This window comes from Dictyobacter sp. Z7_2 (assembly GCF_057551105.1).
Window position 1 is genome coordinate 4,628,961 of sequence record NZ_BAAJPE010000002.1, and the last position, 25,992, is coordinate 4,654,952.

The 25,992-nt window shown below is 51.9% G+C and carries 21 protein-coding genes; 16 read left to right on the forward strand and 5 right to left on the reverse strand.

The genetic code is table 11. The features are described from left to right. Window positions 1-24: 24 nt before the first annotated feature. Window positions 25-318 (forward strand): hypothetical protein, encoded by a 294-nt coding sequence (locus AC27N8_RS32760; protein ID WP_487073460.1) that lies wholly within the window; start codon window positions 25-27, stop codon window positions 316-318. Window positions 319-358: 40 nt separating this feature from the next. Here the strand turns inward: AC27N8_RS32760 and AC27N8_RS32765 are convergent, their stop codons facing one another. After that, window positions 359-1,618: an MFS transporter gene (locus tag AC27N8_RS32765; protein ID WP_487073462.1), complete on the reverse strand. Its 1,260-nt coding sequence runs from the start codon at window positions 1,616-1,618 to the stop codon at window positions 359-361. A gap of 113 nt (window positions 1,619-1,731) precedes the next feature. Further along, window positions 1,732-2,208, reverse strand: a complete 477-nt coding sequence (locus AC27N8_RS32770) for an Rrf2 family transcriptional regulator (protein ID WP_487073464.1) — start codon at window positions 2,206-2,208, stop codon at window positions 1,732-1,734. 288 nt (window positions 2,209-2,496) lie between these two features. On the opposite strand from AC27N8_RS32770, the gene AC27N8_RS32775 reads away from it, so the two are divergent. The 6 genes from AC27N8_RS32775 to AC27N8_RS32800 all read left to right on the forward strand — a co-directional run bounded on the left by AC27N8_RS32775 (window position 2,497) and on the right by AC27N8_RS32800 (window position 9,797). Then, complete coding sequence (locus AC27N8_RS32775; RefSeq protein ID WP_487073466.1) at window positions 2,497-3,240, forward strand: response regulator transcription factor; 744 nt, start codon at window positions 2,497-2,499, stop codon at window positions 3,238-3,240. 239 nt (window positions 3,241-3,479) lie between these two features. Then, window positions 3,480-4,391: a CPBP family intramembrane glutamic endopeptidase gene (locus AC27N8_RS32780; RefSeq protein WP_487073468.1), complete on the forward strand. Its 912-nt coding sequence runs from the start codon at window positions 3,480-3,482 to the stop codon at window positions 4,389-4,391. A gap of 115 nt (window positions 4,392-4,506) precedes the next feature. Further along, entirely contained in the window at window positions 4,507-5,973 is a 1,467-nt protein-coding gene (locus AC27N8_RS32785) for an ATP-binding protein (protein WP_487073470.1), read from the forward strand. Between the two features lie 275 nt (window positions 5,974-6,248). After that, window positions 6,249-7,988, forward strand: coding sequence for a hypothetical protein (locus AC27N8_RS32790; RefSeq protein ID WP_487073472.1), 1,740 nt, complete (start codon window positions 6,249-6,251; stop codon window positions 7,986-7,988). 403 nt (window positions 7,989-8,391) lie between these two features. Then, the gene (locus AC27N8_RS32795; RefSeq protein WP_487073474.1) at window positions 8,392-9,174 is read left to right on the forward strand and encodes a hypothetical protein; all 783 of its coding nucleotides are present in this window, start codon (window positions 8,392-8,394) and stop codon (window positions 9,172-9,174) included. A gap of 71 nt (window positions 9,175-9,245) precedes the next feature. Then, window positions 9,246-9,797, forward strand: coding sequence for a COG4315 family predicted lipoprotein (locus AC27N8_RS32800; RefSeq protein WP_487073476.1), 552 nt, complete (start codon window positions 9,246-9,248; stop codon window positions 9,795-9,797). A gap of 162 nt (window positions 9,798-9,959) precedes the next feature. On the opposite strand, the gene AC27N8_RS32805 is transcribed toward AC27N8_RS32800, so the two are convergent. Then, window positions 9,960-12,092, reverse strand: coding sequence for an RICIN domain-containing protein (locus tag AC27N8_RS32805; RefSeq protein WP_487073478.1), 2,133 nt, complete (start codon window positions 12,090-12,092; stop codon window positions 9,960-9,962). A 498-nt stretch (window positions 12,093-12,590) separates the two neighbouring features. On the opposite strand from AC27N8_RS32805, the gene AC27N8_RS32810 reads away from it, so the two are divergent. Beyond that, window positions 12,591-14,669 carry a heavy metal translocating P-type ATPase gene (locus tag AC27N8_RS32810; protein WP_487073480.1) on the forward strand — a complete coding sequence of 693 codons (2,079 nt, stop codon included), beginning with the start codon at window positions 12,591-12,593 and terminating at the stop codon, window positions 14,667-14,669. On the opposite strand, the gene AC27N8_RS32815 is transcribed toward AC27N8_RS32810, so the two are convergent. Together AC27N8_RS32815 and AC27N8_RS32820 are read right to left on the reverse strand one after the other, a co-directional pair. Beyond that, on the reverse strand, window positions 14,664-15,245 hold the full coding sequence (locus AC27N8_RS32815) for a hypothetical protein (RefSeq protein WP_487073482.1): 582 nt from the start codon (window positions 15,243-15,245) through the stop codon (window positions 14,664-14,666). The two genes, AC27N8_RS32810 and AC27N8_RS32815, sit on opposite strands and share 6 nt — an antisense overlap. A 306-nt stretch (window positions 15,246-15,551) precedes the next feature. Further along, a complete protein-coding gene (locus tag AC27N8_RS32820; RefSeq protein ID WP_487073484.1) occupies window positions 15,552-16,316 on the reverse strand; it encodes a DeoR/GlpR family DNA-binding transcription regulator in 765 nt (254 codons plus the stop codon). Between the two features lie 674 nt (window positions 16,317-16,990). Between AC27N8_RS32820 and AC27N8_RS32825 the strand changes: the two genes are divergently transcribed. The 8 genes from AC27N8_RS32825 to AC27N8_RS32860 all read left to right on the forward strand — a co-directional run bounded on the left by AC27N8_RS32825 (window position 16,991) and on the right by AC27N8_RS32860 (window position 25,931). Then, window positions 16,991-18,250, forward strand: a complete 1,260-nt coding sequence (locus AC27N8_RS32825) for an ABC transporter substrate-binding protein (RefSeq protein ID WP_487073486.1) — start codon at window positions 16,991-16,993, stop codon at window positions 18,248-18,250. Window positions 18,251-18,452: 202 nt separating this feature from the next. Beyond that, window positions 18,453-19,328, forward strand: a complete 876-nt coding sequence (locus AC27N8_RS32830) for a carbohydrate ABC transporter permease (protein ID WP_487074800.1) — start codon at window positions 18,453-18,455, stop codon at window positions 19,326-19,328. A 135-nt stretch (window positions 19,329-19,463) separates the two neighbouring features. Continuing rightward, window positions 19,464-20,318 (forward strand): carbohydrate ABC transporter permease, encoded by an 855-nt coding sequence (locus AC27N8_RS32835; protein ID WP_487073488.1) that lies wholly within the window; start codon window positions 19,464-19,466, stop codon window positions 20,316-20,318. 87 nt (window positions 20,319-20,405) lie between these two features. Next, a complete protein-coding gene (locus tag AC27N8_RS32840) occupies window positions 20,406-21,644 on the forward strand; it encodes a Gfo/Idh/MocA family protein (protein ID WP_487073490.1) in 1,239 nt (412 codons plus the stop codon). A 41-nt stretch (window positions 21,645-21,685) separates the two neighbouring features. Then, the gene (locus tag AC27N8_RS32845; RefSeq protein ID WP_487073492.1) at window positions 21,686-22,669 is read left to right on the forward strand and encodes an ROK family protein; all 984 of its coding nucleotides are present in this window, start codon (window positions 21,686-21,688) and stop codon (window positions 22,667-22,669) included. 12 nt (window positions 22,670-22,681) lie between these two features. After that, complete coding sequence (gene nagA, locus AC27N8_RS32850; RefSeq protein WP_487073494.1) at window positions 22,682-23,857, forward strand: N-acetylglucosamine-6-phosphate deacetylase; 1,176 nt, start codon at window positions 22,682-22,684, stop codon at window positions 23,855-23,857. 42 nt (window positions 23,858-23,899) lie between these two features. Then, a complete protein-coding gene (locus tag AC27N8_RS32855; protein ID WP_487073496.1) occupies window positions 23,900-24,985 on the forward strand; it encodes an SIS domain-containing protein in 1,086 nt (361 codons plus the stop codon). Window positions 24,986-24,989: 4 nt separating this feature from the next. Then, complete coding sequence (locus tag AC27N8_RS32860) at window positions 24,990-25,931, forward strand: 1-phosphofructokinase family hexose kinase (RefSeq protein WP_487073498.1); 942 nt, start codon at window positions 24,990-24,992, stop codon at window positions 25,929-25,931. The last annotated feature ends 61 nt before the right edge of the window (window positions 25,932-25,992 follow it).

Below are 25,992 nucleotides of genomic sequence, written 5' to 3' on the forward strand. Positions count from 1 at the left end.
GCTCTGTCAAAACACAGAAGGACGTTGCGTGGCAAAGGAGGATGGCCCCTTGAACCAGGCGCTCAGGCTCGCCGACGTAGCGGCGCGGCTCCGCCGTGCTGTCACTTCCCGCACGAACACGTCCCATGTGCATCTGAAAGCAACGCAGACGAGACGATCCACGGTGGGAAGATCACGCAATGGAACCCCATGGGGAGCGTGGTCGTACGGGACGTGACAGCACGGCGGAGCCGCGCCGCTACGTCGGCGAGCCTCACACCCCATCGCCTTCTGGAGCTGTTTTGGACACACATCACCAATGCCGCATCGGCGCGATGACTTTTGACAGAGTTGTAGCGTCGCACGCTGGCGTGCGACGCTACTCGGGCAGGAGTACCAATTCCTGGGCTTCGAGATTCTCGTGTGCCTCTGCTATTTCTGTGGGACGCCGGGCGTTCATGCGGCTGCTTAATGCGAACGGTACGAGTGCCAGTAGGATGAATGCCGCCCCGAGCCAGTTAAGGTTTGTGATCGCTATGGCATGGAGTGCCAGGCCGCCCAGCGCGGCTCCGCTGGCGATGCCCAGATATAATGAGGAGTTGTTGAGTGCCAGGATCACATTGGCGTGTTCGGGTGCTATACGGAGCAGGCGTTGTTGCTGCGGAGTAAATAGCATTGCTCCCGACAATCCCCAGATGAAGAGCATGAGTAAGCTGCCGACGAATGTGGTGGTCGTTGCTGCGAGTATGGCTTCTATCGCTGCCAATAATATGACAAAGACCACGATTGGACGATTGGGTCCGAAGCGATCGACCAGGATACCGCTCAATAAGTTTCCACTTACCGATCCTACGCCGATGGCGACCAGCAGTCCACTGATGTCCAGGATGTGCATGTTTTGCTGAAGTAATGGTGCAATATAGGTATAGACTATATAGAATCCCAGGTTCCACAGGAGCGCTGGCAGTAGCGTTAGTGCCAGGCGCGGTTGCGTGATTGGAGCTAGCCGTGCTTTCAATGACAGGACTGGTTGCGGAGCCGATTGAGGCAGGCCACATATCAGGAGCGCCAGAAAAGCGATGCCAGCCAATCCGACGACCAGGCCGAACGAGAGTCGCCAGCCAAAGTTTTCTCCGACCCATGTTCCCAGCGGGGAGCCAATGATGGTCGCTCCTGTAAGTCCAATCACGACCAGAGCCAGGGCTTGTCCGCGCTTAGCCGGCGGTGCGAGCGAGATGCCAATGGTATAGGCCATCGGTGCATAGGTGGCGGCAAAACAGCCTGCCAGGATACGTGTCAGGAGCAGGATGGGAAACGATGGCGCGAGCGCTGAGGCTATATTGGTCAGACAGAAGAGTCCTAGCGATCCAATGAGCACGCGATTGCGCGACCAGCGACTGGTAAACGCGGCCAGCAAAGGAGCACCTAATCCATAGGTCAAAGCGAACGCGGTCACCAGTTGACCGGCCAGACCCTCTGTGATCGTGAGCTCCTTGGAGATGACTGGGAGCACTCCCGCAACGACAAAAGCATCCGTACCCAGGGCGAACATCCCCAATGTGAGCAGGAAAATACGTGGATTGATACGCTCTGGTTGCGTTTGCTTATCGGCCGCAACGGATTGTATAGTTTGTGACATGTGGAAGAATACTCCTTACCATCTTATCGGACGTACGCGATATACTAAAAATCATACCTGTGTTGTGCTCTGGATGTAACAGTTTCTGTTACATCCAGGCTCAAAAAAACTCCTTATAGTGAGCTTACTTCCGCATCATTGGCTTGTTGCTGCTTTATCGCCGCCGTTGCTGCAAGCGTCGAGCGTACAACGTCGGCGATCGTCGTACGAGCTAGCTCCTGATCCAGAGCGCTCTGGACATTCGCATAGACCCCTTCCAGTGCGGAACCAATGCCACAGCCAATCACGCATTTTGGATTGGGCTGCGTGTGATGGAGCGCAAATAGCGCATCGGGCTTCACCGCATGATAAACATCCAGCAGCGTGATATCCTCTGGTTCGCGGGCCAGCTTCCAGCCCGCATTGCTACCACGCTGGACGTTCACCAGATGATGCTTCTCCATCATCCCCAGCAATCCACGCAGAATCACCGGATTGGTGTTCACACTGTAAGCGATCCGCTCCGACGTTGTAAAATCGTCCCGATAGGTCGGCCTTGCCATCAAGGCCAGCGTGTGGACCGCTAATGATAAACGACTGTTGGCACTCATAAAAAATCTCGCTCTGATCGATGCCAGCCTCATGGCTTGCATCTCTGGATGTAATAAAGGTTGTTACACCCATGGCTAATAAAAAATAGTTGCAGCGCATCACAAAATAAATTGCTGAAACTAACTTCCTCTAGTATAGAAGATCCTATCTGGAAAGTCAATGGCGATAAGGAAGAGGAAGAGAGAAAGTTTAACTTATCTCATCCTATACAGAATGGGCTCCAGATAGTATGATGGTAGTAAGCGTTAAGATCCGATGCGCAAACATCGACGAAAGAAAGGCTCGCGATGGCAAATATCCTTGTCGTGGAAGATGAAATTGATATCTGTAATCTGATTTGTACCGAATTGGAGGCTGAAGGTTACACCGCCTATCAGGCATTTGACGGACAGACAGCGCTTGCACGTGTTGAAGAGTATCATTTTCACTTAGTGATCATTGACTGGATGTTGCCTGGTCTTGATGGCCTGACTGTCTGCCGACGTATTCGAAGACAGCATCTACTGCCTATCATTATGCTCACGGCACGTGACAAGGAAGACGATCGTATTCTCGGGTTGGAAGTAGGCGCTGACGATTACATCAGCAAGCCATTCAGTATACGCGAGCTGCTTGCGCGTGTGCGTGCACTCTTACGACGCGTTGAGCTTGATCGTCAAGTCTTGCCAACACAAGTGAGCAAGTCAGAAAACACACTTCAGAGCGATGCTTCATCCCCGACGAGAGCCGTCGCAGCTCTCGGATCGATCACACATGGGCCACTCTCTATTGATCTCGACTCACGCGTAGTGCTGCTCAATCATGACGAGATCAATCTCACACCAAAAGAATATGAATTACTGGTGTTGTTTCTCTCTCATCCGGACCGCGCCTTCAGCCGAGAATATCTTTTACAGCAACTTTGGGGCTATGACTACGATGGCTTCGATCGTACCGTAGATACTCATGTAACGCGTCTGCGTAAAAAAATTGGCTCGCAAGCTGAGAAGATAGTGGCAGTATGGAGCGTCGGATATCGCTTTGTGCCCTAACAATCTGGCAATGCTCTCCTCCGTGCATTAATCTTTCTAAGGGATGCCTACCTCGCCATTCTTAATGCAGGCTGATGTCAAATCTGAAACGAGTACATGCCCCAGGTGACACAAAATCGTCACATTTCCGACGTCAAAACGTCATAGCTCAGCGCTATCCTATGTCCATAAAGAGAAACGAGTAAGGGCACTGATCTGATAACATGTGCCCCTACCACCAAAAGAAAAGGGATATTCTTATGGAACATAGAAGTATTGCGCATCTGAGAGAGGTTCAATCTACCGCCACACCTACGCCACAATGGTTATCGCTGCTCCGAAAGCATCCATTGTTTGGCTACTTTTTTATCGCGTACGTTATCAGTTGGAGCATTGGCTTTGCGTATATTGTTGTATTGCATTCCCCTACTACTTCCTGGTTGGGAATTCTTTTCGCACTAGGACCAACAATCTCGTCGTTTATTATGACGGCAATCACTGAAGGTCGGGCCGGAATCGGCAAATTATTACGGCGTTATATTCTCTGGCGCGTTAACATTTCCTGGTATCTCGTCGTTGTAATTGGTATTCCTCTACTTTTCTTACTCTGTGCTCTGATTGTGTCCGGAAGCCTGGCAAGCTTGAGTTTTATGTTGCAATATCCTCTCCTCTACATCCTGATTTTCTTTGCAGGTGGCCCCTTTCTAGAGGAGCCTGGTTGGCGCGGTTTTGCCCTTCCTCGCTTGCAACAGCGCCTCGGCTCGTTACGTGGAAGCCTCTTACTTGGTGCTCTCTGGGGGATCTGGCATCTGCCATTGTTCTTCATCCCAGGCTATAACGGAGCTGGAACTGGACTTGTAGGTATCAGTAGTGCATTCCTCATATTCACTGGTATAACAATAGTCATGACAGTCCTCTTCACCTGGATCTTTAACAACACACGTGGTAGTCTGCTCCTGGTCATGTTATTGCATGCATCCATTAACACAATTGGAACTCTTCCTTTGGCTTCCGCTTCTGCTGCCACAATAAATCAAATTGTATCGTATATTATCTTTATTGGGCTAACGCTACTGATTGTCGTGTTCACCCGAGGACAGCTCTCTTACGATCGTTATAAGCATCAAACAATGCAGCCGACGTCTGAACCACCGACAGAAATATCAGCATAAGAGATCCATGCACCTACCTGATTGTATCGATTTTATATCAGGTGGGTGCATGTTAAAATTCAGTCAATGAAGTCTTCCAGGCAAGCGGGGGTAATCTTCTCTATAAGGATCAACTATGTCAGGCAACAAATTGATTGCAATCATCATCCATCCTATACGAGATAGGCAAAGCTATAGTAATCTTCTCTACTTGTTCGTAAATTTCATATTCGGAATAGCCTATCTTATATTTCCCGTTGCGTTTTTCTCTGGAAATATTGCTATTATATTAGCTATTCCTCTTACGCTACTTTTACTCTCTGTGTTGCAGCCACTGGCAACAATTGAGCGTTCCATGATACGTCTATGGCTCAAATTAGATATTCCTGCTCTTCCCGCTGTAAAGACAGAGAAAACCAGTCTGTGGAAAAGCTATTATACGTTCTTGGAGAGTGGCGTCGTCTGGAGAAACCTGACTTACCTGATCGCCAAATCCTTCTTGAGTGTCTTGATAGCGGTAATGGTCTTAGCCGCTTTCTTGCTGAGTTTTACGCTCTTTTTCGGCTCCTTGATCTACATTATCGGGCTAAGCACAGGGCTCCAGTATTTTTCGGCGCTCGATTGGGCAGACATACGTATCGCTTTCAATCCATGGATCCAGTTAGTTCCTTTTGCTGGTATCGACAGGTTGCCCCTGGCGTTCGCCCTTATATGGCTAGGATGTCTACTACTGCTTTCGCCCCTTTTATTTATCGGGGCGTTCCATCTCAGTAATGGCTTCGTGATAATCTGGAGACGCTTTGCTTTTTACGCCCTTATCGCCAGCAAAAGAGATCTCCAATTAATCGAGGCAAGAAGAGCGGCGGAACAGGAGCACGCCAGGGCAGAGGTCGCCGACCGGAAGCGTCGCGAATTGATCACGAATGTATCGCATGAGCTACGTACCCCTGTTGCCAGTATCCAGGGCCATGTTGAGTCGCTATTGCATGCTTGTGGAGAAGCAGAAGCAATGGTCCCACCAGCCGACATCTTACGCCAATATCTTACGATTGTGCATCGCGAGTCGCTTCGGCTTGGTGCACTGGTAGATGATCTCCTCTCACTTGCACGAGCCGAAACGGATGAACTCCATTTGAAGTTAGAAGCCATCGCGGCTGAAAAAATAGTTGAAGAGGTGTACCAAACACTGATGCCTCTGGCACGTCGTGAACGACAGATTACTCTGATTCATCACGTGGCACCTGGGTTGCCTTTGGTGCGAGTAGATCGCCAAAGACTCACACAAATCCTGCTCAATCTGGTACGCAACGCACTTACACATACCCATGATGGAGGTATTGTTTCAATTTCGCTAGACAAAGCGGATGAGATTTACTTATCTCTACTCATTGCTGACACAGGCATCGGCATTTCTCCCGCAGAACAAGAGCATATCTTCGAGCGCTTTTATCGCGCCGATACATCACGCTCACGGCATGCGGGAGGCGCTGGCCTGGGACTCGCGATTGTGCGCGATTTGATACTTGCGATGCATGGATCGATCACGGTCGAAAGTACTGTAGGTAAAGGGAGTACGTTTCGCGTCCTGCTGCCCATTGCGTAGTATCCTTCTTTGTGCTCCAGAAGCGGCAACTCAATCCTCTGAGCCGCAAAATGCACTGTCTGAATATAGCCTGTGGGCCAGGGTGGCTCCTTAATTCCTGGCTGGGAGATGGCTGTCTAGGATTTCTCTATGATCTTTAATGAGGCGTAAACGTTTTAACGAGCGTAATTAATATATATAACCAGACGTATCAATGTAACAAGGGATAAGTGTCATCTGCAAGGAAGTATTACAATTGTTTCTCTAATTTCTATCTGTTATATATGGGAGCATCTATGCGTAATTTGAGTATAAAGGAAAATAAACAGATCGATCCAATCTGGCGTAGTGTATGGGTGGATCGGATTGCGGATGGTTTATGGTTGTGCTTTACTCTTGTTTATCTCGGTGCCAATCTTTTTTTTCATACCGGGATACTCTATTTTATTCTGTTAGGTGTCTTTAATCTGCTGGGAGCGGGTAATGGAGTGTTTAAGGAGATCAGGCAGGAGAGATACTGGCGACGCGTGGCGATGAGACGCAGTGCTGCATGGCATGATCCAGATGCCTTGCGTGCTCGTAATCAGCTTGTTGAAAAAGAGATCACCTTGCAATTTCCAGTCAAGATCCGGTCAGGAATCAATCTCAAATTTATTGTTGGCATTTTAACTAGTCTGCTTCTCCTGATGTGTGTAAGTTCCATCGTCTTCTTCTATCTGGCAGATGGGAAGCCTATAAATTGGTCAGTTTTGCTGCTTATGCTTGGAATCTTTCTGGCAGTCTGGGTTGTATTCTTTTTGATGATGTATTTGGTAAAAGGACGTGCTCAATCTCAGGTGATTGAAGTAACGGAAGAGGGAATAACGACAAAATATCGGGGCCAGCGGAGGAGCATACTCTGGGAGGATGCCCATATCTTTGCGCATTATCCTGAAAATCTCTTGACGAAGGCTCTTGGTCCATCAATTTTCGAGCTCTCTAACCAGCAGACAGTTGTGCGTTGGTCGCAGCAACGCATTACCGGATTCAATCGAAAAGTACAGCATAATCAGCATCAGATAGACGATTTCAACCGTCTTAACGGTCAACTGAATGCCTATATCGCCAGGCGTACGGAGCTTCCGTTACTTGATTTCAGCGATCAAATGGCTGCTACAGCCACCAACAAGCGGGATGGCCAGTTGAATGATCCTTTAACTCCCCATCTAAAACTAAACGGTCAGCAGCTTTGGAGCTTTGGGATCATGGGGTTGTTTGCGCTTGCTATTGTCATTTTGAGTCTCTCAGGAACTCTTTTTTCAGGGATGGATAAAATTACTAGCAGATTCCCCGGTGTGATAAGTGGGATCTTCCTTTTAAGTGGTCTGCTGATGTTGGTAGGGCTTTGTAGCATTGTTGTGATCTTTCTGGTTGTCAGACTCTATTGGCAACGATTACAGATACGGCGCGCAGTGAGCAAAAAAGATCCAACGCGTTTTCATGCCCAGATCCAGCCCACTCCGAGTGCCACGCCGCCCCAACCGGATAAATTAAACATCCAGGTCAATCGCTTATACACCTTCGCCATCAGCTTTGCGCTTCTTGCAATCGTCTGCATCGTTTTGTTAGAAGCAGTCTTCAGGCAAACAGGTATTAATCTGCTCATTCTGCTGCTGATCGCGCTTGGATTAGCGCTCTTTTCAGCGGGATTTGGTTCCTTCGTGACTGGTAAGCGGCAAGCCCGGTGGATCGAAGTGTGGTCTGGTGGCGTGAACGCGCAGATAGGTGGCTTTGAGCACCAGATTAACTGGCAGGATGCTCGATCCTTTGCTCGTTATAGGGGTCTGCACTTGCTGCGTGGACGTTCTAAGCTTTACATATATGAATTGTCCGGTGAGAATACAGTGGTGCGCTGGCACTGGATCCATTCACTACGTTCCGTCAAGATCGATCCACCGCTGACAGCCGATGAGTACGATCGCTGGATGACACAATTTACCGGCTATGTCATCGCCCAAACAGGGCTCCCGCTGCTAGATCTGGACGAGGATAGGTAGTGTCGAACGCCTGGTGCCATTGAATCCGGCTCATTCGGAGGAAATTTCAAATGGATGTGAAGTGTTCTTCCGATGTGCCTGTTCGTTATTTTCTTTAATCTTGACAGAGTCCCAATTTATGGATTTCTCCGGCGTCAATGGTCTTGCGCTAACCGCCTCTTTATCGTATGATCTGCACCATGAAGTTTCCTATGAGGAATATGTGTGGTCTCTTCTCAAATATCCTGTCCTCCTGTAAGATGATCCACTTTCATTCTAAGAAACGCTGTATATATTTTTCTCACTGTATATATTTATTTGGGAGTCTCTATTGGGTAATACAAATATAAGGACAAGCAATTCACTTAATCCTGCTTGGAAACAGTATTGGAGTTTTGGGTTGAGAGGGGGATGCGCGATCGCTTTGATTGTTATTAGTTTAACTGGAGAACCTTTTTATAGATTAGATGAAACATCTGGCGATCTTTCAAATTTCTTGCGCGGCTTTCCATTTTTAGTAGGAACGCTGATCTTGATAGATACACTCTATTCACTCTGGGCTCTCTTGACTATCCAGCGTTATTGGAAACGGTTGCAACCAATGCTCCTGCTAAGCGAAAAAGATCCAGATCGTTTTCGTGCTAAGATCCAACCCATATCAAGTGCTACTTCCCCACAACCCGGAAAATTACTTCTTGGGACCAATCGGCCACAGTTCTTCATACTCCGTTTTGTACCCATCGCTATTATTAGCTTCCTCGTACCTGAAGTAGTCTTCAGGCAAACTGGTCTCTATTTGTGGTTTGTTCTTCTTTCCGCACTTGTAATAGCACTTCTGCAAGCAATCATCGATGTCGCATTGGCTCGTAAGCGACATTTGCGGCAACTAGAAATCTTGCCAGATGGTATGGCCTTGCAGATTGGCTTGAGCAAGTGGCGTATGAACTGGCGAGATGCTCGGCAATTCAGGCGTTATCAAGGCTTACGTCTATGGCCTGGACATCCTAAGCCCTGCCTCTATGAACTGGTAGGAGATGATGATCGCCGAGTGCGCTGGTACTGGTTTGCTTCACTACCTTTTATCAAGCCTGATCCCGCGATGGACATTAATGGGTACGATCGCTGGATGACACAATTTACCGGCTATGTCATCGCCCAGACAGGGCTCCCGCTGCTAGACCTGGACGAGGATCATCAAAGTGTGTAACTTGCCGACGTATGAACATGTAGTTAAATGAATACTGCATTGATTCTCTTGGGAGGGAATACATCTTGAAAATGTTAAGAACATCCACACTCATCGGGATTTTCGTTCTTTTTATATTTGTGCTGGCAGCCTGTGGCGAGACGTCGACTGTGGGCACGCCGACCATCAATAGCACCACAACAGCAGCCACACCGACCACTGATTCTTCAGGCTCATATTCGTATGGAAATGGCTCAAAAGCGACGCCGACCACAAGTGCCAGCACATCGGGCTCATCTTCTGTCAAGACGGCCAGCGGGACCGTGAGTGGCAAGAGTGCTACGATCCTGACGGATGCTAAGGGAATGACTCTTTACTACTTTACTCCTGATACCAAGACGACCAGCGCCTGCGGGAGTGGTTGTACGGGGACCTGGCCTCCGTTACTGGCGGCAGGTTCTGGTCAGCCAGCCAGCGTTGCTGGTTTATCGGGCAAGCTGACTGTTGTATCCGACGCGAACGGCCAGCAGATCCAGTATAATGGCCATTTTCTCTACACCTACGCGGGCGATTCCGCTGCCGGACAAACCAATGGAGAGGGAATCGGCGGCAAATGGTTTGTTGCCACATCAAGCCTGACATAACATTTCATCGTGCGAATGCCATTTGTGGCAGCGCTGAATGGAAGGTAGAGGCGTTTTTGTAGGCTCGCGAGTCTACAAAAACGCCTCCTCTGCTGCTCATATTAGTGGCGGTCAAGTCGCCGCTGAGGGCACCGTGAGCGAACGGATCAAGCCAGCTCTGCCCTAGTTGCTATCGGCTGGTTGCAGTTTCCATTCTTGATTTGCTTGATGACCGACCTTGGTCCATTGCTGAATCAAGGCTCCATCTTCGACCGACATATCGGTGGCATCGAGCACATCGTGACTGTAGCGATTCTCAATAGAGAAGTAGCCATCTCCAGTCGGCACGAGTGACCATTGCTGGTTCTTCTGTCTGCCATACTTGCTCCATTGCTGCATGACCGTGCCAGTACGTCTCGACCAGTCGGTATCGTCGAGGACTTTACCACTATTCTTATTCACGATATAGTAGGTTTCGTGGCCGGCTGGGACAAACATCCACTCCTGGTTAGCCTGACCGTCGACGAGCGTCCATTGTTGGATTTGGGCACGATTGTCCATTGATTGATCCATGACGTCGAGTGCCTTGCCACTGTTCTTATTCATAATATTGTAGTAGACGCCGGGCGATGGGTGTAATATCGTACCAGGTGGTGTCGGCGGCGTAGGTGTGGGCGTGGGTGATGCAGTCACCGTAGGTGTGAGCGTAGGAGTTGAAGTTGGCGTGGCTGTAGGTGTCGGAGTAGGAGTAGCTGTAGGTGTGGGCGTTGGCGTAGCTGTGGATGTAGGCGTCACTGTTGGTGATATGTCCATTGTAGGTGTAGATGTCGGTGTGACTGTGGGTGTGCTGGCAGTGGGAAGCGACCATTCGAACGTGGCGGCAGCTCCGGCTGGCAGTGTATAGGAGAAAGTCTCGTTGTTCCAGTTCACCTGGAAGGTATTGCTACCTGATCCGGAGTTATAGGCGACGAGCACTTTTGAGCCGTCAGCGTTTTTGAAGGCAACGTCTTCAAGATTGCCAGCTCCAAAGGAGTTTGAGTCGATGCGATAGGCTCCGGGTGTGACAAATTTGCTGGCCTGTCCGAGCGCATAATAATCGGAGTTATAGGTGACGTCTCCTGTACCCTGATCGACGGTGACTACTCCACGACAGGTGGCGCATGACCCAGGGGTGTTGAGATAGGGACCGTTATTGGTATCCAGGGCCATGCCCCAGCGCACCACACTCTTGCTCCAGTTACGCGTCGAATCGATCAGGAGCTGCATCGTATCCTGAAAGCCATCGGGCCAATTCGCGCCGACCCAGGTACCGTCCGAGCACTCTGTCTCATAGATATCCTTGGTTGGAAAGGCGTTGTGGAAGGTCGTCATCGCGCTTGCATCACCGCCATAGCAGTGCCAGGCGGTGGCCGCCGTATAATTTTTGGCGGTCGCATTATTCAAGACGGTGGTTGGATAATCTGCAATATCCCAGTTATGATCAAAGGCCATAATTTTGGTCGTGAGTCCAGCTTGCTCTAATGCCGGTCCCAGATTGTTGGCGATAAAGGTGGCCTCATCATCCGGAGGAAAGCTCAAGGTTGGCATGGCGTTGCTGTTGTAGGGCTCGTTCTGTGGCGAGATGCCGTAAATAGGGATGCCTTGAGATTGATAGGCTTTGATGTAATCGACAAAATATTGTGCATAGGCGGCATACGCGCTGCTGTTCAACGTTCCCCCGCTGTCGAGCTGGTCGTTTGATTTCATCCAGGCGGGTGGACTCCAGGGCGTTCCCATAATCGTGATGTGGGGATTGATCTGCACGGCTTGCTTGAGTACCGGGATTAAATAGGTGGCGTCGTGTTGGATAGAAAATTGGGCCAGCGTAGGATCTGTCTGACCTGCTGGAACGTCGTCATAGGTGTATTCGTTGAGCGCGAGATCGGAAGCTCCAATGGGTTGGCGCAGAAAATCGAGTCCAATGCCGCTGCTCGCGTTGAAGAGATTGTTCATCAGGGTAGTGCGTTGGGTCTCGCTCATCTTGTTGTAAATGAGATAGGCCGAGGAGTCGGTCATCGAGGCTCCGAAGCCTGACATCTGTTGATAGGTGGTTGCGTCGTCGATTGTGATCGTATTGCCACCAGAGCTACTTGTCCCAAAGGTGAGATCGCTCTGCTTGGCCAGTAGCTTTTGTTGATCGGGTGTAGTGAGCCAGACTGAGATTGTCTCGTCACTTGCATGAGCCTGAAAAAGATGGTTTGTGTTGAGGGCTATGAGGCCTAGCACCAATACACTAACCAGTATCGAGGCGCCTATTGCGTACTGGAAACGTGTCATCTCTTCTCCTGAAATGTGGCGTGTTTGATAAAAAGAGAAAATGTGGATAAAATAGTGCCCCTCTTACTTTTTGGGCAATTTGGCCTGTGTATGCAATTACAGAATGAGTATAACAGAAGACTTACTCTGTAGTCCAGATAACTGTACTATTTTACATATCTAATCATATTTTGTGTTATTTCTTTCATGTAAAAAGATGGAGCCTGAAACTTTTTTGAGAGGCTTAACGTGCGAGCTTCGATATGCAGGATAGCCCTCACCTGTCATGTATTTGCGGATGAATTTGTCACTTTCAATCGCTTATGGCCTCCTTTTTGTGATGGCGCAGGTCTCAGCTGAGATAAGTTTGTGCGATGTGTCAGCTATACTGGGTAAGAGACTTGTATTATGGGTAGAATAAATTGATAACAGCGCTATTTTGCAAAAAATAGAATAGGATAAATAATCATGGCTGAACTATTTTGATGGTGATAAGAGGCAAAACGAGGGGGATACATCATGCCAGATAAACAACGTATGGACCTTTTGACGATTCCGGCTACGCAATCACCAATGCCTGAAGACGAGCATACCTCTGTGAGTGCAACTCCTGATAGACCGCCGCAGAGTTGGCTCGGGCGCTTAGGGTCGATCGTGAAAGACTATCCGATTCCGAGCGGGACGGTGGCATTGATGCTGGTGAGCCTTGGATGCTGGCTGGCCAGGTACGGGGTGCTGGCTAATTGGACGTTGCTTCTGGTGGTGCTTTTGGGTGGGATTCCGTTGCTCTGGAGAACTGTGCAGCAGTTGTGGCGCAGGGAGTTGGGAGTTGATATCATCGCCATTCTGGCGATTGCCGGGTCGGTAGTGCTGGGACAATATCTGGCGGGTGCGCTTGTGGTCCTGATGTTGTCGGGGGGTGAAGCATTGGAGGTGTATGCTCTCTCGCGTGCACGTTCGTCGCTCTCGGCTTTGGCGGAACGTGCTCCGCGTGTGGCGCATATCTGGCACGGAGATGAGCTTATCAACATCCTGGCCGATCAGGTTGAGGTTGGGATGGAGATCGTGGTCAAACCAGGCGAACTGATCCCGGTTGATGGGGTCGTGACTGCTGGTTCGGCCAGTCTGAGCGAGGCGGATCTGACAGGTGAGCCTGTGCCTGTGCGGAAAGCTCCTGGCATGCTTGTTTTGTCTGGGAGCGTGGATCTGGATGGTGTTCTGAACGTTCGCGCCAGCAAACGCAGCGCGGAGAGTAAATATGCGCAGATTGTACATCTGGTAGAGGAAGCTCAGACGCAGAAGGCTCCGATTCATCGTCTGGCCGATCGTTACAGTGTCGGCTTTACCCTGTTGACAGTGGGATTGGCTGGCCTGACCTGGTTTCTCTCGGGGGATAGCATCTATGCGCTGGCGGTACTTGTCGTAGCATCTCCCTGTCCCTTAATCCTGGCGACTCCGATAGCCATTATATCCGGCATCGATCTGGCGACGCGTAACGGCATCATCATCAAGAGCGGTGGAGCCATCGAGCAACTGGGAGAAGTGACGGTTGCCGTCTTTGACAAGACAGGTACGCTCACTTTGGGCGTCCCCAAAGTGACGACGATTGTGCTGGCGCAAGCTCATGAGCCCACCGACGATGGGATGATCGCTGCTCCGGCTACCACGCAGCACGGTTCCAGCACATATGATGAAAATGCATTGCTACGTTTCGCTGCCTCTGTGGAGCAGCTTTCGGCCCATATTCTGGCACGTTCCGTCGTTGAGGCTGCTCTGGAGCGAGGGTTATCTCTTAGTTCCGCCAGCGCTTTCGAGGAGGTCTTTGGCAAGGGCGTGCATGGACGTGTACCGCTGCTCGGTAACGGGGAGGAGCCGCAAGATGCGATGGAGGATGTGGAGGTTGCGGTGGGCAATCGTACATTCATGAAGCATCTGGAGATTATCGTCCCGGCGGACCTGCTCGCCGAGCGTGAGAGGCGCGTCGAACTGGGACAAATCTGTAGCTTCATCGCTGTGGAGAAACAGGTCGAAGGTATCCTGGTGCTTGAAGATGTCCCACGCCCAGAATTGGCACTCCTCTCGGCGGACCTGCGTGCGGCAGGCATCAAGGAGACCATCTTGCTGACCGGTGATGGTGATGTGGTGGCGCAGCAGATTGGGAAGATCGCGCAGGTGGATCGGGTGATTGCACGCTGCCTGCCGGAGGATAAGGTACGCGTTGTCAAAGAGCTTGAGCAGCAGGGACAGCGTGTGCTGATGGTGGGGGATGGCATCAATGATGCTCCTGCACTGGCCAGTGCTAGCGTTGGCATGGCATTGGGGACGCAAGGCTTAACGGCTGCCGCCTCGGCCGCTGATACCGTTCTGCTTTCAACCGATATCCTCCGTGTCGTACGAGCGGTCCGCCTGGGACATCATGTGATGCGCGTTGCCAGACAGGGGATCTGGGTTGGCATGGGATTGAGCGTAGTCGCGATGATCTTTGCCGCCTTTGGCTTTATTAGTCCGCCCGCTGGCGCTCTGTTGCAGGAAGGCTTTGATGTGATTGTGATCCTGAATGCCCTGCGAGCGGGACGCTATACCTTCTCATCTTTATGAAACCGCCTGTTCCTGGCGCGCTTCTGGCACTATCCGCGTGACCTTTCCATAGAGCGTGACCCTTAGTCGATACGTTGACTGTTCATCAAGAGCACTCCACTCGCTTTCAGGTAGCTTGCTTTTATACGTTTGTCCATTAGCGTCCTGGAAGCATGCCAGATACGTTTCCTTCGTCTTGCGAACCCGCTCGTGATGGCTATCGTCGAGAGTATAGGGCGGCCAATAGACATTGCTTCGCTCATTGCCTGCAGACGAGAGTTCCCGACTGTCTAACCAACGCTGAACCTCGTAGAAATAAGTGATCCGTTGACGAGGAGGCGTTTCATAGATAGTCGCGGTGAGCATAACTGGTGTTCTGGCGGTATTATCGCTGCGCATATACCGATTTCTAGATCCTTCAGGATAGCCATCCCTGGAACTCTCTTTGACCCAGAGATAGTGTTCCAGCCATACATCTCGTTGCCAGGAGAATCTTTCGGTCGTCGCGACCACCGTGCGACGGATCAGCAAAAAGAGGAGTGTGAGCAGAACAACTGTGCCTATAATAAGAATGACGAACACAAGCTGCGTATCCATAAAATGTAACCTTCCCTGGATTAGCATCATACGCGATAAACATAGCTGTATTAGCTACTATCTATGAGGACGAACTGCCTCGCGTGCTATCAAACCGCCTATGCACATCAACATGGCGTTGCTGTATCCGACTTTATCCGATGTAATGCAACCCGAGAATCGATCCAACGTGAGCGGTCTTTCGATGTGCCTGTATCACACGTGGAGGGTGGATGGACGCGCGAAAGTGCAGACAATCAGCCAGCCTGATCGTATGGCGCCCGCTCCCTCGCCTGAGAGGGGAGGAGCCGTTTTAATCGTTAATCTTCATGCTTGAATGACATCTATGCCCAGCAGGCGGATCTGCGTGACTATCTCGGGATCTGTCTGCTGGTCGGTGACGATGCGCTGGACGGCGGTAATCGGCGCGACGATCCCTGTGGCGGCTTTACCGAATTTGGTGTGGTCGGCGACGAGGATGACTTCTCGGGCGCATTGGATGATGATGCGGTCGGTGATGGTCTCCAGCGGGTCGATGTTGGTGAGCCCTTCCTGGATGCTGATGGCTCGCATGGAGATGATGGCTTTGTCGGCCCGCAGATCTTTCAGGGTCTGCTCGACGATGTGTCCGATCATCGAGAGCTCCGAGTGACGGACGACTCCTCCGGTGATGATCAGGGTGACGTTTTCGTTACTCTCCAGTTGATGCGCGACGTTGAGGGCGTTGGTGATGACGGTCAGGTTCTTTTTGCCGTCAAGGTAGCGGGCGACCTCCAGGGTGGTGGTCCCCGAGCCGAGAAAGATCGTTTCTCCATCGTGGATCAGGTCGGCGGTGGCGTGTCCGATGCGGTTCTTCTCGGCAAGCGATTCTGTGAGACGTTGCAGGATAGGCGGCTCGGCCGCTGCTCTCTCGGCGACGCTGACTCCTCCATGCTCACGGCGTACGCGTCCCATGGACTCGAGTTTCTTGAGATCTCGTCTGATTGTCGGTTCGCTGACTTCTAAGAGCTCACTGAGCTCCGTGACGCGAATATGTTGCCGCTTCTTAACTATATGCTCAATTTCCTGGAGTCTCTCAGTTGTTAGTTGCATTCACCCTCCGCCAAGCGCATAAGCCTGTGCTGAATTTTCAACTAAAGATTACACTAGCTTCATGAAAACTTCAATAGTATCTTTAGCTCTATGTTGAAAAGTCACATAGATTATAAATATCTCGATTCCCGCGTTATCCAGATGGTGTAACCATAGCTCGGTACGCCTGGTTGTTTCTGCGAGAGCCATTGGCTGGAATATGTGAAGAGCATCTTTAGCGCGATGCTTTGCTTCCTTGACCTCTTTGCCAACTATTTGCATGATCGATTGTGACAAAATTATAGCTTTTTTGACCGTTTCTGTCAAATTGTGATCGATTGTGACGGATTGAGCTTGACATTGATCAATTTCGATGGTATATTCCTGGAAACGATGATCGTTTGATTGATCAATTTTGAAGGATTCAAACTTTTTTTTTATTTAGCGAGCGTGTCAGTGTGCGGATGCGCTTCTTCTACGATGAACTGTATTTTTGTCTCTACTTATAATTATTCGGGCTGCTCTTTCAGACGTTTTCAGCGCCTGCCCTGCCGGGCGAGCTATCTTAGCTTTGATAGAGGAAGAAGACCTGGGTGATTCTCTGTGCTTTTGTGCTGACGCGCTGGCTGGAACTGGATCGGCGAGAGTATCACGCACAATATCAATCGTGTCAAGGCCAAAGGAGTATGTATCGTATGAAAAAACTCTTTTCCCTGAGCTGCATTGTCGTGTTGCTCGCAATTGTTCTAAGCGCCTGCGGTAGTAGTGGCTCCTCCTCCTCCTCGGATAGCAATGTGACGCTGACGTATATGATCTGGGACAAAAATCAGAAGCCCGCCTTGCAGACTATCGTCAACGATTTCGAGAAAAAGAATCCCCACATCAAAGTCACGATCGATGTGACGCCCTGGGAGGCCTACTGGACCAAGTTGCAGACGGCTGCTACTGGTGGGAGCCTGGATGATGTCTTCTGGATGAATGGCCCCAATTTTCAGACGTACGCTTCTAATGGCGTGATCGCTCCCCTCGATGATAATATCAAGGCTGATAATGTGAGCATGAGCAATTATCCGGCCTCGCTTGTCAACCTGTACAGCTACAATGGCAAGCATTACGCTCTCCCCAAAGACTTTGATACTGTCGGACTCTGGTATAACAAGACGCTCTTTAAGGCGGCTGGTGTGAGCGTCCCCGACTCCACCTGGACCTGGCAGACGACCGAAGATGCGGCAAAGAAGCTGACGAACGCCTCAAAGGGTGTCTGGGGGATCGCGGCTCCGATGTCCAATCAGGAAGGTTTTTATGACACGATTCCTCAGAATGGTGGGACCGTTATTTCCAGCGACGAGAAGAAGTCGGGCTATGACTCGGCGGCCACCATTGGCGGCCTCCAGTACTGGGTCAATCTGATCGAGAAAAAGTATTCGCCCACGCAGGCACAGATGACCGATACGACACCGCTCACCCTCTTTGAGTCAGGCAAAGTCGCGATGATGTATGGCGGCTCCTGGGATGCGGTCGAGTTCAATTCGAATACCTACACCAAGACCAATGCGGATGTGTCAGTCTTGCCACAGGGCAAAGTACGCGCTACCGTCATTCACGGACTGGGCAACGTAATTTCTGCCAATACCCCTCATGCGACGCAAGCCTGGGCTTTTGTCAAGTACCTGGGCTCTAAGGAAGCCGCCGATACCGAAGCCTCTTCTGGTGCCGTCATTCCCGCGTACAATGGAACTCAGGATACCTGGGTGAAGGCTTATCCACAGTATCACCTTCAGTCGTTCCTCGATGAACTATCCTACGCCGTGCCCTATCCAGTCTCCAAGAACACAGCCGCCTGGCAGACAGTGGAGACGACGATTCTGACAAAGGTCTGGTCGGGACAGATGACGATGGAGGCCGGTACGAAAGAGCTGGCAACGCAGATGAATGCTCTGCTAGCGAAAGAATAAGGAGAAGGTATCTATATTTTCTACCTGCTCGTTTAGGTAAACAGGCAGGTAGAGAGTACCTGTTAGATTGTATTCCATTGTGAAAGCATCGTCAGGAATGATTTGGAGGTACCATTTGGGGACAGCAAAAATAGAGTTGATGAATCCTTCTCATGCTAAAGCTCTTGAGATCAGAAAGAGGCGGCCACGCCCCCGGCTAAGTATGAAGCAGAAAGATGCTCTCTGGGCGTATGGACTGATTGCTCCTTTGATGATCGGCCTGCTTATCTTCTATCTCTGGCCGGTGATCCAGACGTTCTACTTCAGCTTTACAAGCTGGGGCTTCTTTGGCGGTTATAAATGGTCTGGCCTGACTAATTATCAGCAGATGCTCACCGATTCAGATCTGAGGCAGGCGTTATGGAATACCTTCATCTACACGATTTTATCGGTGGTGGGTGGTGTCTCCGTCTCGCTCTTTGCCGCGGTGCTGCTCAATCAGAAGATACGCGGGGTTGGCGTCTATCGGACGCTCTATTTTCTGCCCGTTGTGACGATGCCCGCCGCGATTGCTGTGATCTGGCGCTGGCTCTATAACGGCGATTATGGTTTGATCAACTATTTTTTGAAGTTCTTCCATATTCAGGGACCAGGCTGGCTGACCGATCCACATACTGCCCTGTATGCCATCATTCTGGTATCCATCTGGGGAGCCGTCGGCAACAATATGGTGCTCTTTCTGGCCGGCTTGCAGGGTATACCCTCTACCTATCTGGAGGCCGCTTCCATCGATGGGGCCGGACCAGTCAGGAGGTTCTTTCAAATTAGCCTGCCGCTCTTAAGCCCAACCATCTTTTTTGTCACCGTGACCTCGCTGATTGGCGCATTTCAGATCTTTGATCTGGTCTATCTGATGATCGGTCAAAATAGTCCCGCGCAACAGGAGGCGCAGACGATTGTCTATCTCTTCTATAATCATGCATTTATCGTCGGCGACAAAGGATACGCATCCGCGATTGCCGTCCTGTTGTTTGTGATTATCCTGGTTGTCACCATTGTCCAGCTCAGATTGCAGAGGCGCTGGGTGCATTATAACTAACCGTGCGACGTACACTCGCGTGCGATGTCCCACTCGGCGTACGTGGCTCGCCGAGATCCATCTGGCTCGTACGAGCTACTGGGACATCGCACGCAAGCGTGCGACGCTACGGGTGGTGTATCAAGGAGCGATACTATGATTGGTCAAACGATACGCAAGCCGGTAAGAAGAACGCCAGTGAAAGCGACGTGGGGAATCCATCTTCTCCTGATCATTGGAGCTTTATTTTTTGTGGTGCCGTTCGTCTGGATGGTATTGACTTCCGTGAAGACACTGACTGAGGCGACACATGTGCCACTGATCTTTTTTCCGGCGGCATTGAGGTGGAGCAACTACGCGAATGTGCTCTCCACGCTTCCATTCCTGACCTTTTATTTCAACACGATCGTGATGACTGTCGGTCGGACTCTGGGCCAGTTGCTTTTCTGCTCGCTGGCTGCCTATGCCTTTGGGCGGATCGAGTTTCCGGGTCGTAATATTCTCTTTCTGCTGGTGCTCTCGGTTTTGATGGTTCCCAGCTACGTGTTTCTGATCCCACAATATCTGATCATGCGTGATCTGCACTGGTTGAACTCGCTCCAGGCTCTGATCGTGCCGGGATTGTTTAGTTCATTTGGGACCTTCTTGTTGCGTCAATTCTTTATGGGGCTTCCCGTCGAGCTTGATGAGGCTGCCCGCCTGGATGGTGCTAATCACTTGCAGATCTACTGGCATGTGATTCTGCCGTTGGCCAAGTCGGCCATGATCGCTCTCGCCATCCTGACGATCCTGTGGTCCTGGAACGATCTGATCTGGCCGCTGGTCGTCAACGACTCAACCGATAAGTTGACATTGGCGGTCGGACTGGCTAGCCTACAAGGAGAGCATGGTACCGACTTCCCAACTATTATGGCGGGAGCCGTTCTCGCATCGTGGCCGATGCTCCTGATGTTTATCTTCTTCCAACGGCATTTTATTGAGGGGATTGCTATCACGGGAACGAAGGGATGATGCTACGTGTGATCTTGCACGTGGATGGATGAGTCGTTAGCATGTGTGTTGTGGAAATGCATGATTTCTGGAAAGGATTGAGAAAAGATGAAGCCTGTAACAGTTTTGATCATTGGGGCCGGCAGTCGCGGGAAGATGTATGCGAGCTATGCGTTGAAGTATCCAGATGAGGTGAAGGTGGTTGGTGTCGCGGACCCGCGTGAGTTCTTCCGCGTTCAACTGGCGACCGCCCATCAGATTGCTGCCGACAATGTGGTCACCGCCTGGCAGGATCTGGCGCAGCGACCAAAATTCGCCGATGCCGTGGTGATTGCCACTCCCGATGTGCTGCATCGTGATCCGGCAGTGGCCTTTGCTGAAAAGGGGTACGACATCCTGCTTGAGAAGCCGATAGCACCTGATCCAGAAAGCTGCAAGAGTATTGTCGATGCCGTTATAGCCGCTCAAAGCATCTTTGCGGTCGGCCACGTGATGCGCTATACCAGCTACACGCAGCGCCTCAAAGGATTAGTCTCCTCTGGCCTGATCGGAGATATCGTGAGCGTTCAGCATCTGGAGCCAGTTGGCTTCTGGCATTATGCACACTCATTTGTCCGTGGCAACTGGCGCAACGAGGCTCAATCATCCTTTATGCTGCTCGCAAAATCCTGTCATGACATCGATTGGCTTCGCTACATCATCGGCGAGCGCTGCGTGCAGGTCGCATCAGCGGGATCACTGATGCACTTTAAAAAGGAGCGCAAACCCATCGAGGCAGGTGAAGCGACGCGTTGTCTGGATTGTGCCTATGAGTCATCCTGTCCCTACTCGGCCAAACGCTTTTATCAGAAGCGCCTGAGCCAGGGAGATACTGGTTGGCCGCTTGATGTGATCACTACCAACTTCACGGAGGCGGGCGTTGAGGAGGCGCTCCGTACTGGTCCCTACGGACGCTGTGTCTACGAATGTGATAACGACGTCGTGGATCATCAAGTCGTGAATCTGGAGTATGAAAGCGGCGCGACTGCTTCTTTCACGATGGTTGCCACCAGCGAGACACGTGACCGCGAGACGATTATCTTTGGTACACGGGGCGAGCTGCGCGGCAACGGTGAGAAGATTGTCCACTACGATTTCCTGACCGAGACCACTGAAACCTTTGAGGTCGAGCAATCCGATAGCGGACATTCGGGCGGCGATTATGCCTTGATGAGAAGCTTTGTGACCGCCGTGGCACAACGAGACCCATCGGGTATCCTCTCCGGTCCGAAAGAAGCGCTGGAGACGCATCTGACCGTTTTCGCCGCCGAGCAGGCGCGACGTGAGCATCGTGGTGTCCATGTTTGATGTTCTGTCTAGCCAGTTTCTTTTGAAGGGGGGAAGAAAAGATGCTTGATGAGCGCGCTCCGTCTGATGACGCTCTGGTGGTTGGTGTCGATGTGGGGGGGACGAAGATTGCTGCCGGCGTGGTGGACAAGCAAGGGAATGTCTTGGGGCGTGTGGTGCTGCCGACCGATACGAGCTCGTCAGAGAGCACGCTACGCTCGATTGCGGAATGCGTTCGACGCGTGATCCGCGAGGTGGGAAGCGATGCGGAACGCATCAGTGCGATTGGTTTAGGGATTCCGGGCATGATCGATCCTGTGAATGGGATATGTCTGCTGGCGGTCAATCTTGGCTGGCGGGATGTGCCAGTGCGCGATTGGCTTGAGCGGGAGCTGTCTCTGCCTTGCTGGATCGAGAACGACGTGAGTGCTGCCGCGCTGGGAGAGAGTATCTACGGTGTCGGCAGAGGTCAGGAGCATATGCTCTATCTGAGCCTGGGGACGGGGATCGCTGCGCGGGCGATCCTGCATGGACGCCTTTATCGTGGTGCTCATGGCATGGCTGGCGAGATCGGGCATGCGGTATTTGATCTCACTGGACCTCTCTGTCGCTGTGGAGCTCGGGGATGTCTGGAGGCTCTGGCGGCTGGTCCTGCGCTGGCACAGGCGGCTGCGCGAGCGCTCCAGAGTGGTAAGTCCTCGCGTTTGCAGGAATATCAAGTGGATAGCTTACGCTCTGAGCATGTCTTTGAGGCTGCCGCTCACAATGATGCGCTGGCCCTCCAGATCTTGCAGGATGCGGGAGCTCAATTGGCCTATGGCATCTACATGTTGGTCATGAGTTATGATCCGCAACTTGTCGTCATCGGCGGTGGATTGGCCAGCGAGCAGAGTCCGTTGCTGGCGGCCATCCGCGCCGGTATCGAGCGCTGGAGGGTCCAGTCTCCCGTTTTTCGTGTCATGCTGGATGCCGCTGCTATTCGTGTCACTGGTCTACAACGGGATGCTGGTATAGTAGGGGCGGCGGCCCTGGTCGCTGCTCAGTAGAGGGGTGGAATTATGAGCTTACTCGCATTGATCAATGGTCGTATCGTTTCCGATAGTCAAATTCTTGAAGGGCGCATGCTCTTGATGAAGGATGGTTATATCAAGGATATACGCCCTGGCAATACGGTGCCTGCCGATGCCGAGGTCGTCGATGCTCGGGGATTGCTGGTTTCACCTGGCCTGATCGATGTGCATATCCATGGCGGCAATGGCTACGACACAATGGATGCTACTCCGCAGGCGCTGGCAGGCATCGCGACGTTTGTGGCGGCGCATGGCGTCACGAGCTTCTTGCCGACGACGATGGCGGCCAGTCAGCAAAAACTGCTGGCCGCCGTAAAAAATATTGGCTACTGCCAGCAGCATGGACAGGATGGCGCACGTATTCTAGGAGCTCATCTCGAAGGGCCATACATCAGCACCGCGCACCCGGGAGCCCAACCGGTCGAGCATATTCATCCGGCTGACGCACTTGAATACGAGCCACTCTTTGCGGATGGCACGATCGCTCTGATCAGCCTTGCGCCCGAGATCGCGGCCAATCTGGAGCTGTTACGCTATGCCGTGGCTCGTGGCACCAGGGTTGCGGTAGGGCATTCGGCTGCGACCTATGAAGACGTTATGATGGCGGTCGGATATGGTTTGACGCAGGCCTGCCATACATTCAATGGCATGACAGGCCTGCATCATCGCGATCCGGGGACGGTCGGAGCTATTTTGAGCTGCGATGAGATCTATGCGCAAGTCATCGCCGACCTGATCCACGTGCATCCGGCGGTGCTTAAGATCCTGCTGCGGGCCAAAGGAGTCGGGCGTACGATCCTGATCACTGATGCTATGCGTGCCACCGGCCTTCCCGATGGTCAGTATGATCTGGGTGGACAGGTGGTGACGCTTGAGCATGGAGCGGTACATCTGACACACGGAGCCAGTCATAGTCTGGCGGGCAGCGTGCTGACTATGGATCAGGCGGTGCGCAATATGATGAAAGCAACGAACCTATCATTTCTCGATGTTCTCCCGATGGCGACCAGCGCGCCTGCCCAATCCCTGGGACTGGATCGTACGATTGGTCATCTGGCTCCTGGCTATCGGGCTGATCTGGTGGTATGGGATCGAGATATCCAGGTTCAAGCGACGCTGGTGGGCGGAAATGTTGTTCATCGGGCGGCACATAGCTACGCGTAAGATTGCTCTAATGTGCATTGAGATCATAAGGAGATTTCTATCATGGGTATTGATGAAGCGACTGTGGCGATTCCTGAGGGTTACGAGACGCATACACTTTATGAGATCCTCACGCAGCCAGAGGCCTGGCGGGCGGCTCTGGCTGAGGTTGAGGCAAAGCGGGATCTAATCAAGGCGCTCTGGGTCTCCGGACAGTTTTCCGAGATTATTGTGACTGGTTGTGGCTCAACCCATTATCTTTCGCAGGCCGTTGCCCCATTGCTTCAGCAACAGCTTGGCGTGCGAGCGCGTCCGGTGCCAGCCTCGGAACTACTCTTATTTCCTGAGACCGTGCTCTCTCCTGGCAGCCGACCGCTTTTATTTACCATCTCGCGCTCAGGTCACACGACCGAGACCATCCGAGCGGCAGCTGCCTTCCAGCAAAGCTATCCTGAGCAAGAGGTTGTCACGGTAGGATGTTATCCCGAGTCAGAACTGGTTGCGCTGAGCGATCTCGCTCTGGTGGTCACCGCCGGACAGGAGGAGAGTGTGGTGCAGACGCGCTCATTTAGTGCGATGCTGGTGGCCTCGCAGGCGGCGGCAGCGCTCGCTCATGAGGGACAACTTCAAGCCATGCAAGCGCTACCGGCACTGGGCGAGCGTTTGATCGCGACCTATCACAGTCTGGCGGAGCAGTTAGGACGAGATCGACAGTTTGAGCGTTTCTATTTTCTTGGCTCTGGCCTGCAATATGGACTGGCCTCGGAAGCGAATCTCAAGATGAAAGAGATGTCTCTGTCCATCTCGGAGGCGTTCCACTTCATGGAGTTTCGACACGGTCCGATGTCGATGGTGAATGAGCATACTTTGATTGTGGCTTTGCTCTCAGATAGCGCTCGTGACTATGAATTGGCCGTCGTGCGCGAGATGCGTGCCCTGGGGGCGCATGTATTGATCATCGCCGATCAAGCCGTCAGCGAGACCGAGAGCGACTATCAGGTGGTAATTAACTCGGGCCTGCCCGAAACGCAGCGTGGAGTGCTCTATCTGCCGATGCTGCAGATGCTGGGATATTATCGTGCGCGCAGCAATGGACAGAATCCTGATCAACCGCACAATCTAACGGCTGTGATCGTCCTGGAGCAGTAGCGTTATGATCATCTCGGTTGTTCCCAATCCCGCATTGGATAAAACTATTGTCTTGCCAGGATTTCGCGTCGGACAGATCCATCGGGCCAAAGAGGTGCTCACATTGGCTGGAGGCAAGGGCTTTAATTGTGCCCGTGCTCTCCAGACGCTTGGTGAGTCGGCGCAGGTGATTGGACCTATCGGTGGCTACACGGGACAGCAATTGCTGGCCTTAGCAGCGCAGGAGGGCATAGCCGTTGACCCGCAGCCCGTGGCCTCGGAACTGCGTACCTGCCTGACTGTGATTGATCCGCAAGAGGATTATCGGCTGACCGAAATCTATGAGCAAGGATCTCCTCTGAGCGGCGACGAATGGTCGGCCCTCGTCAGACGTGTCGGAGCGGCCAGCGAGCACGCCGACATGCTGATTATTTGTGGGAGCTTTCCTCCCGGAACTCCATCTGACGGCCTGTCTGCACTCATCCAGCAAGCCAATCGGGTGGCCGTGCCCGTCTTGCTGGATACGCATGGACCTCAAGTTGCAGGCATCCTGGCCTTGCAGCCAGCCTTGCTGAAAATCAATCAATTTGAGGCGGGCGAGCTCCTGGGATGGGATATCGGCACGCCTGCTCAGGCGTTGGATGCCGCTCACGAGCTCCAGCAGCGCGGTGCGCAAGCCGTCGTGATCTCATTGGGAGCGAGCGGCGTGGTTGGACGCTCCCAGGATGGACACTCCTTTGGCTGGACGTCGCCACACGTCGACGTTGTCTGCGCGACCGGGAGCGGCGATTGCTTGCTGGCAGGCATCGTCGCGGGCCTGACTCGTGGACAATCCCTGGCGCAAGCGACGCGTTTAGGGGTTGCGGCCGGTGCCGCAAACACCTTGCTGATCGGCGCTGGACGCCTGGAGCTCTCCAGCGTCGAGAGGCTATTGCAGACCGTTCAGGTCATGAAAATAGGTGATTGAAATCACTGCATATCTATACGTTTCTCTGTTTGATTGTTTGAGACTCCGTGCTGAAAAAGAA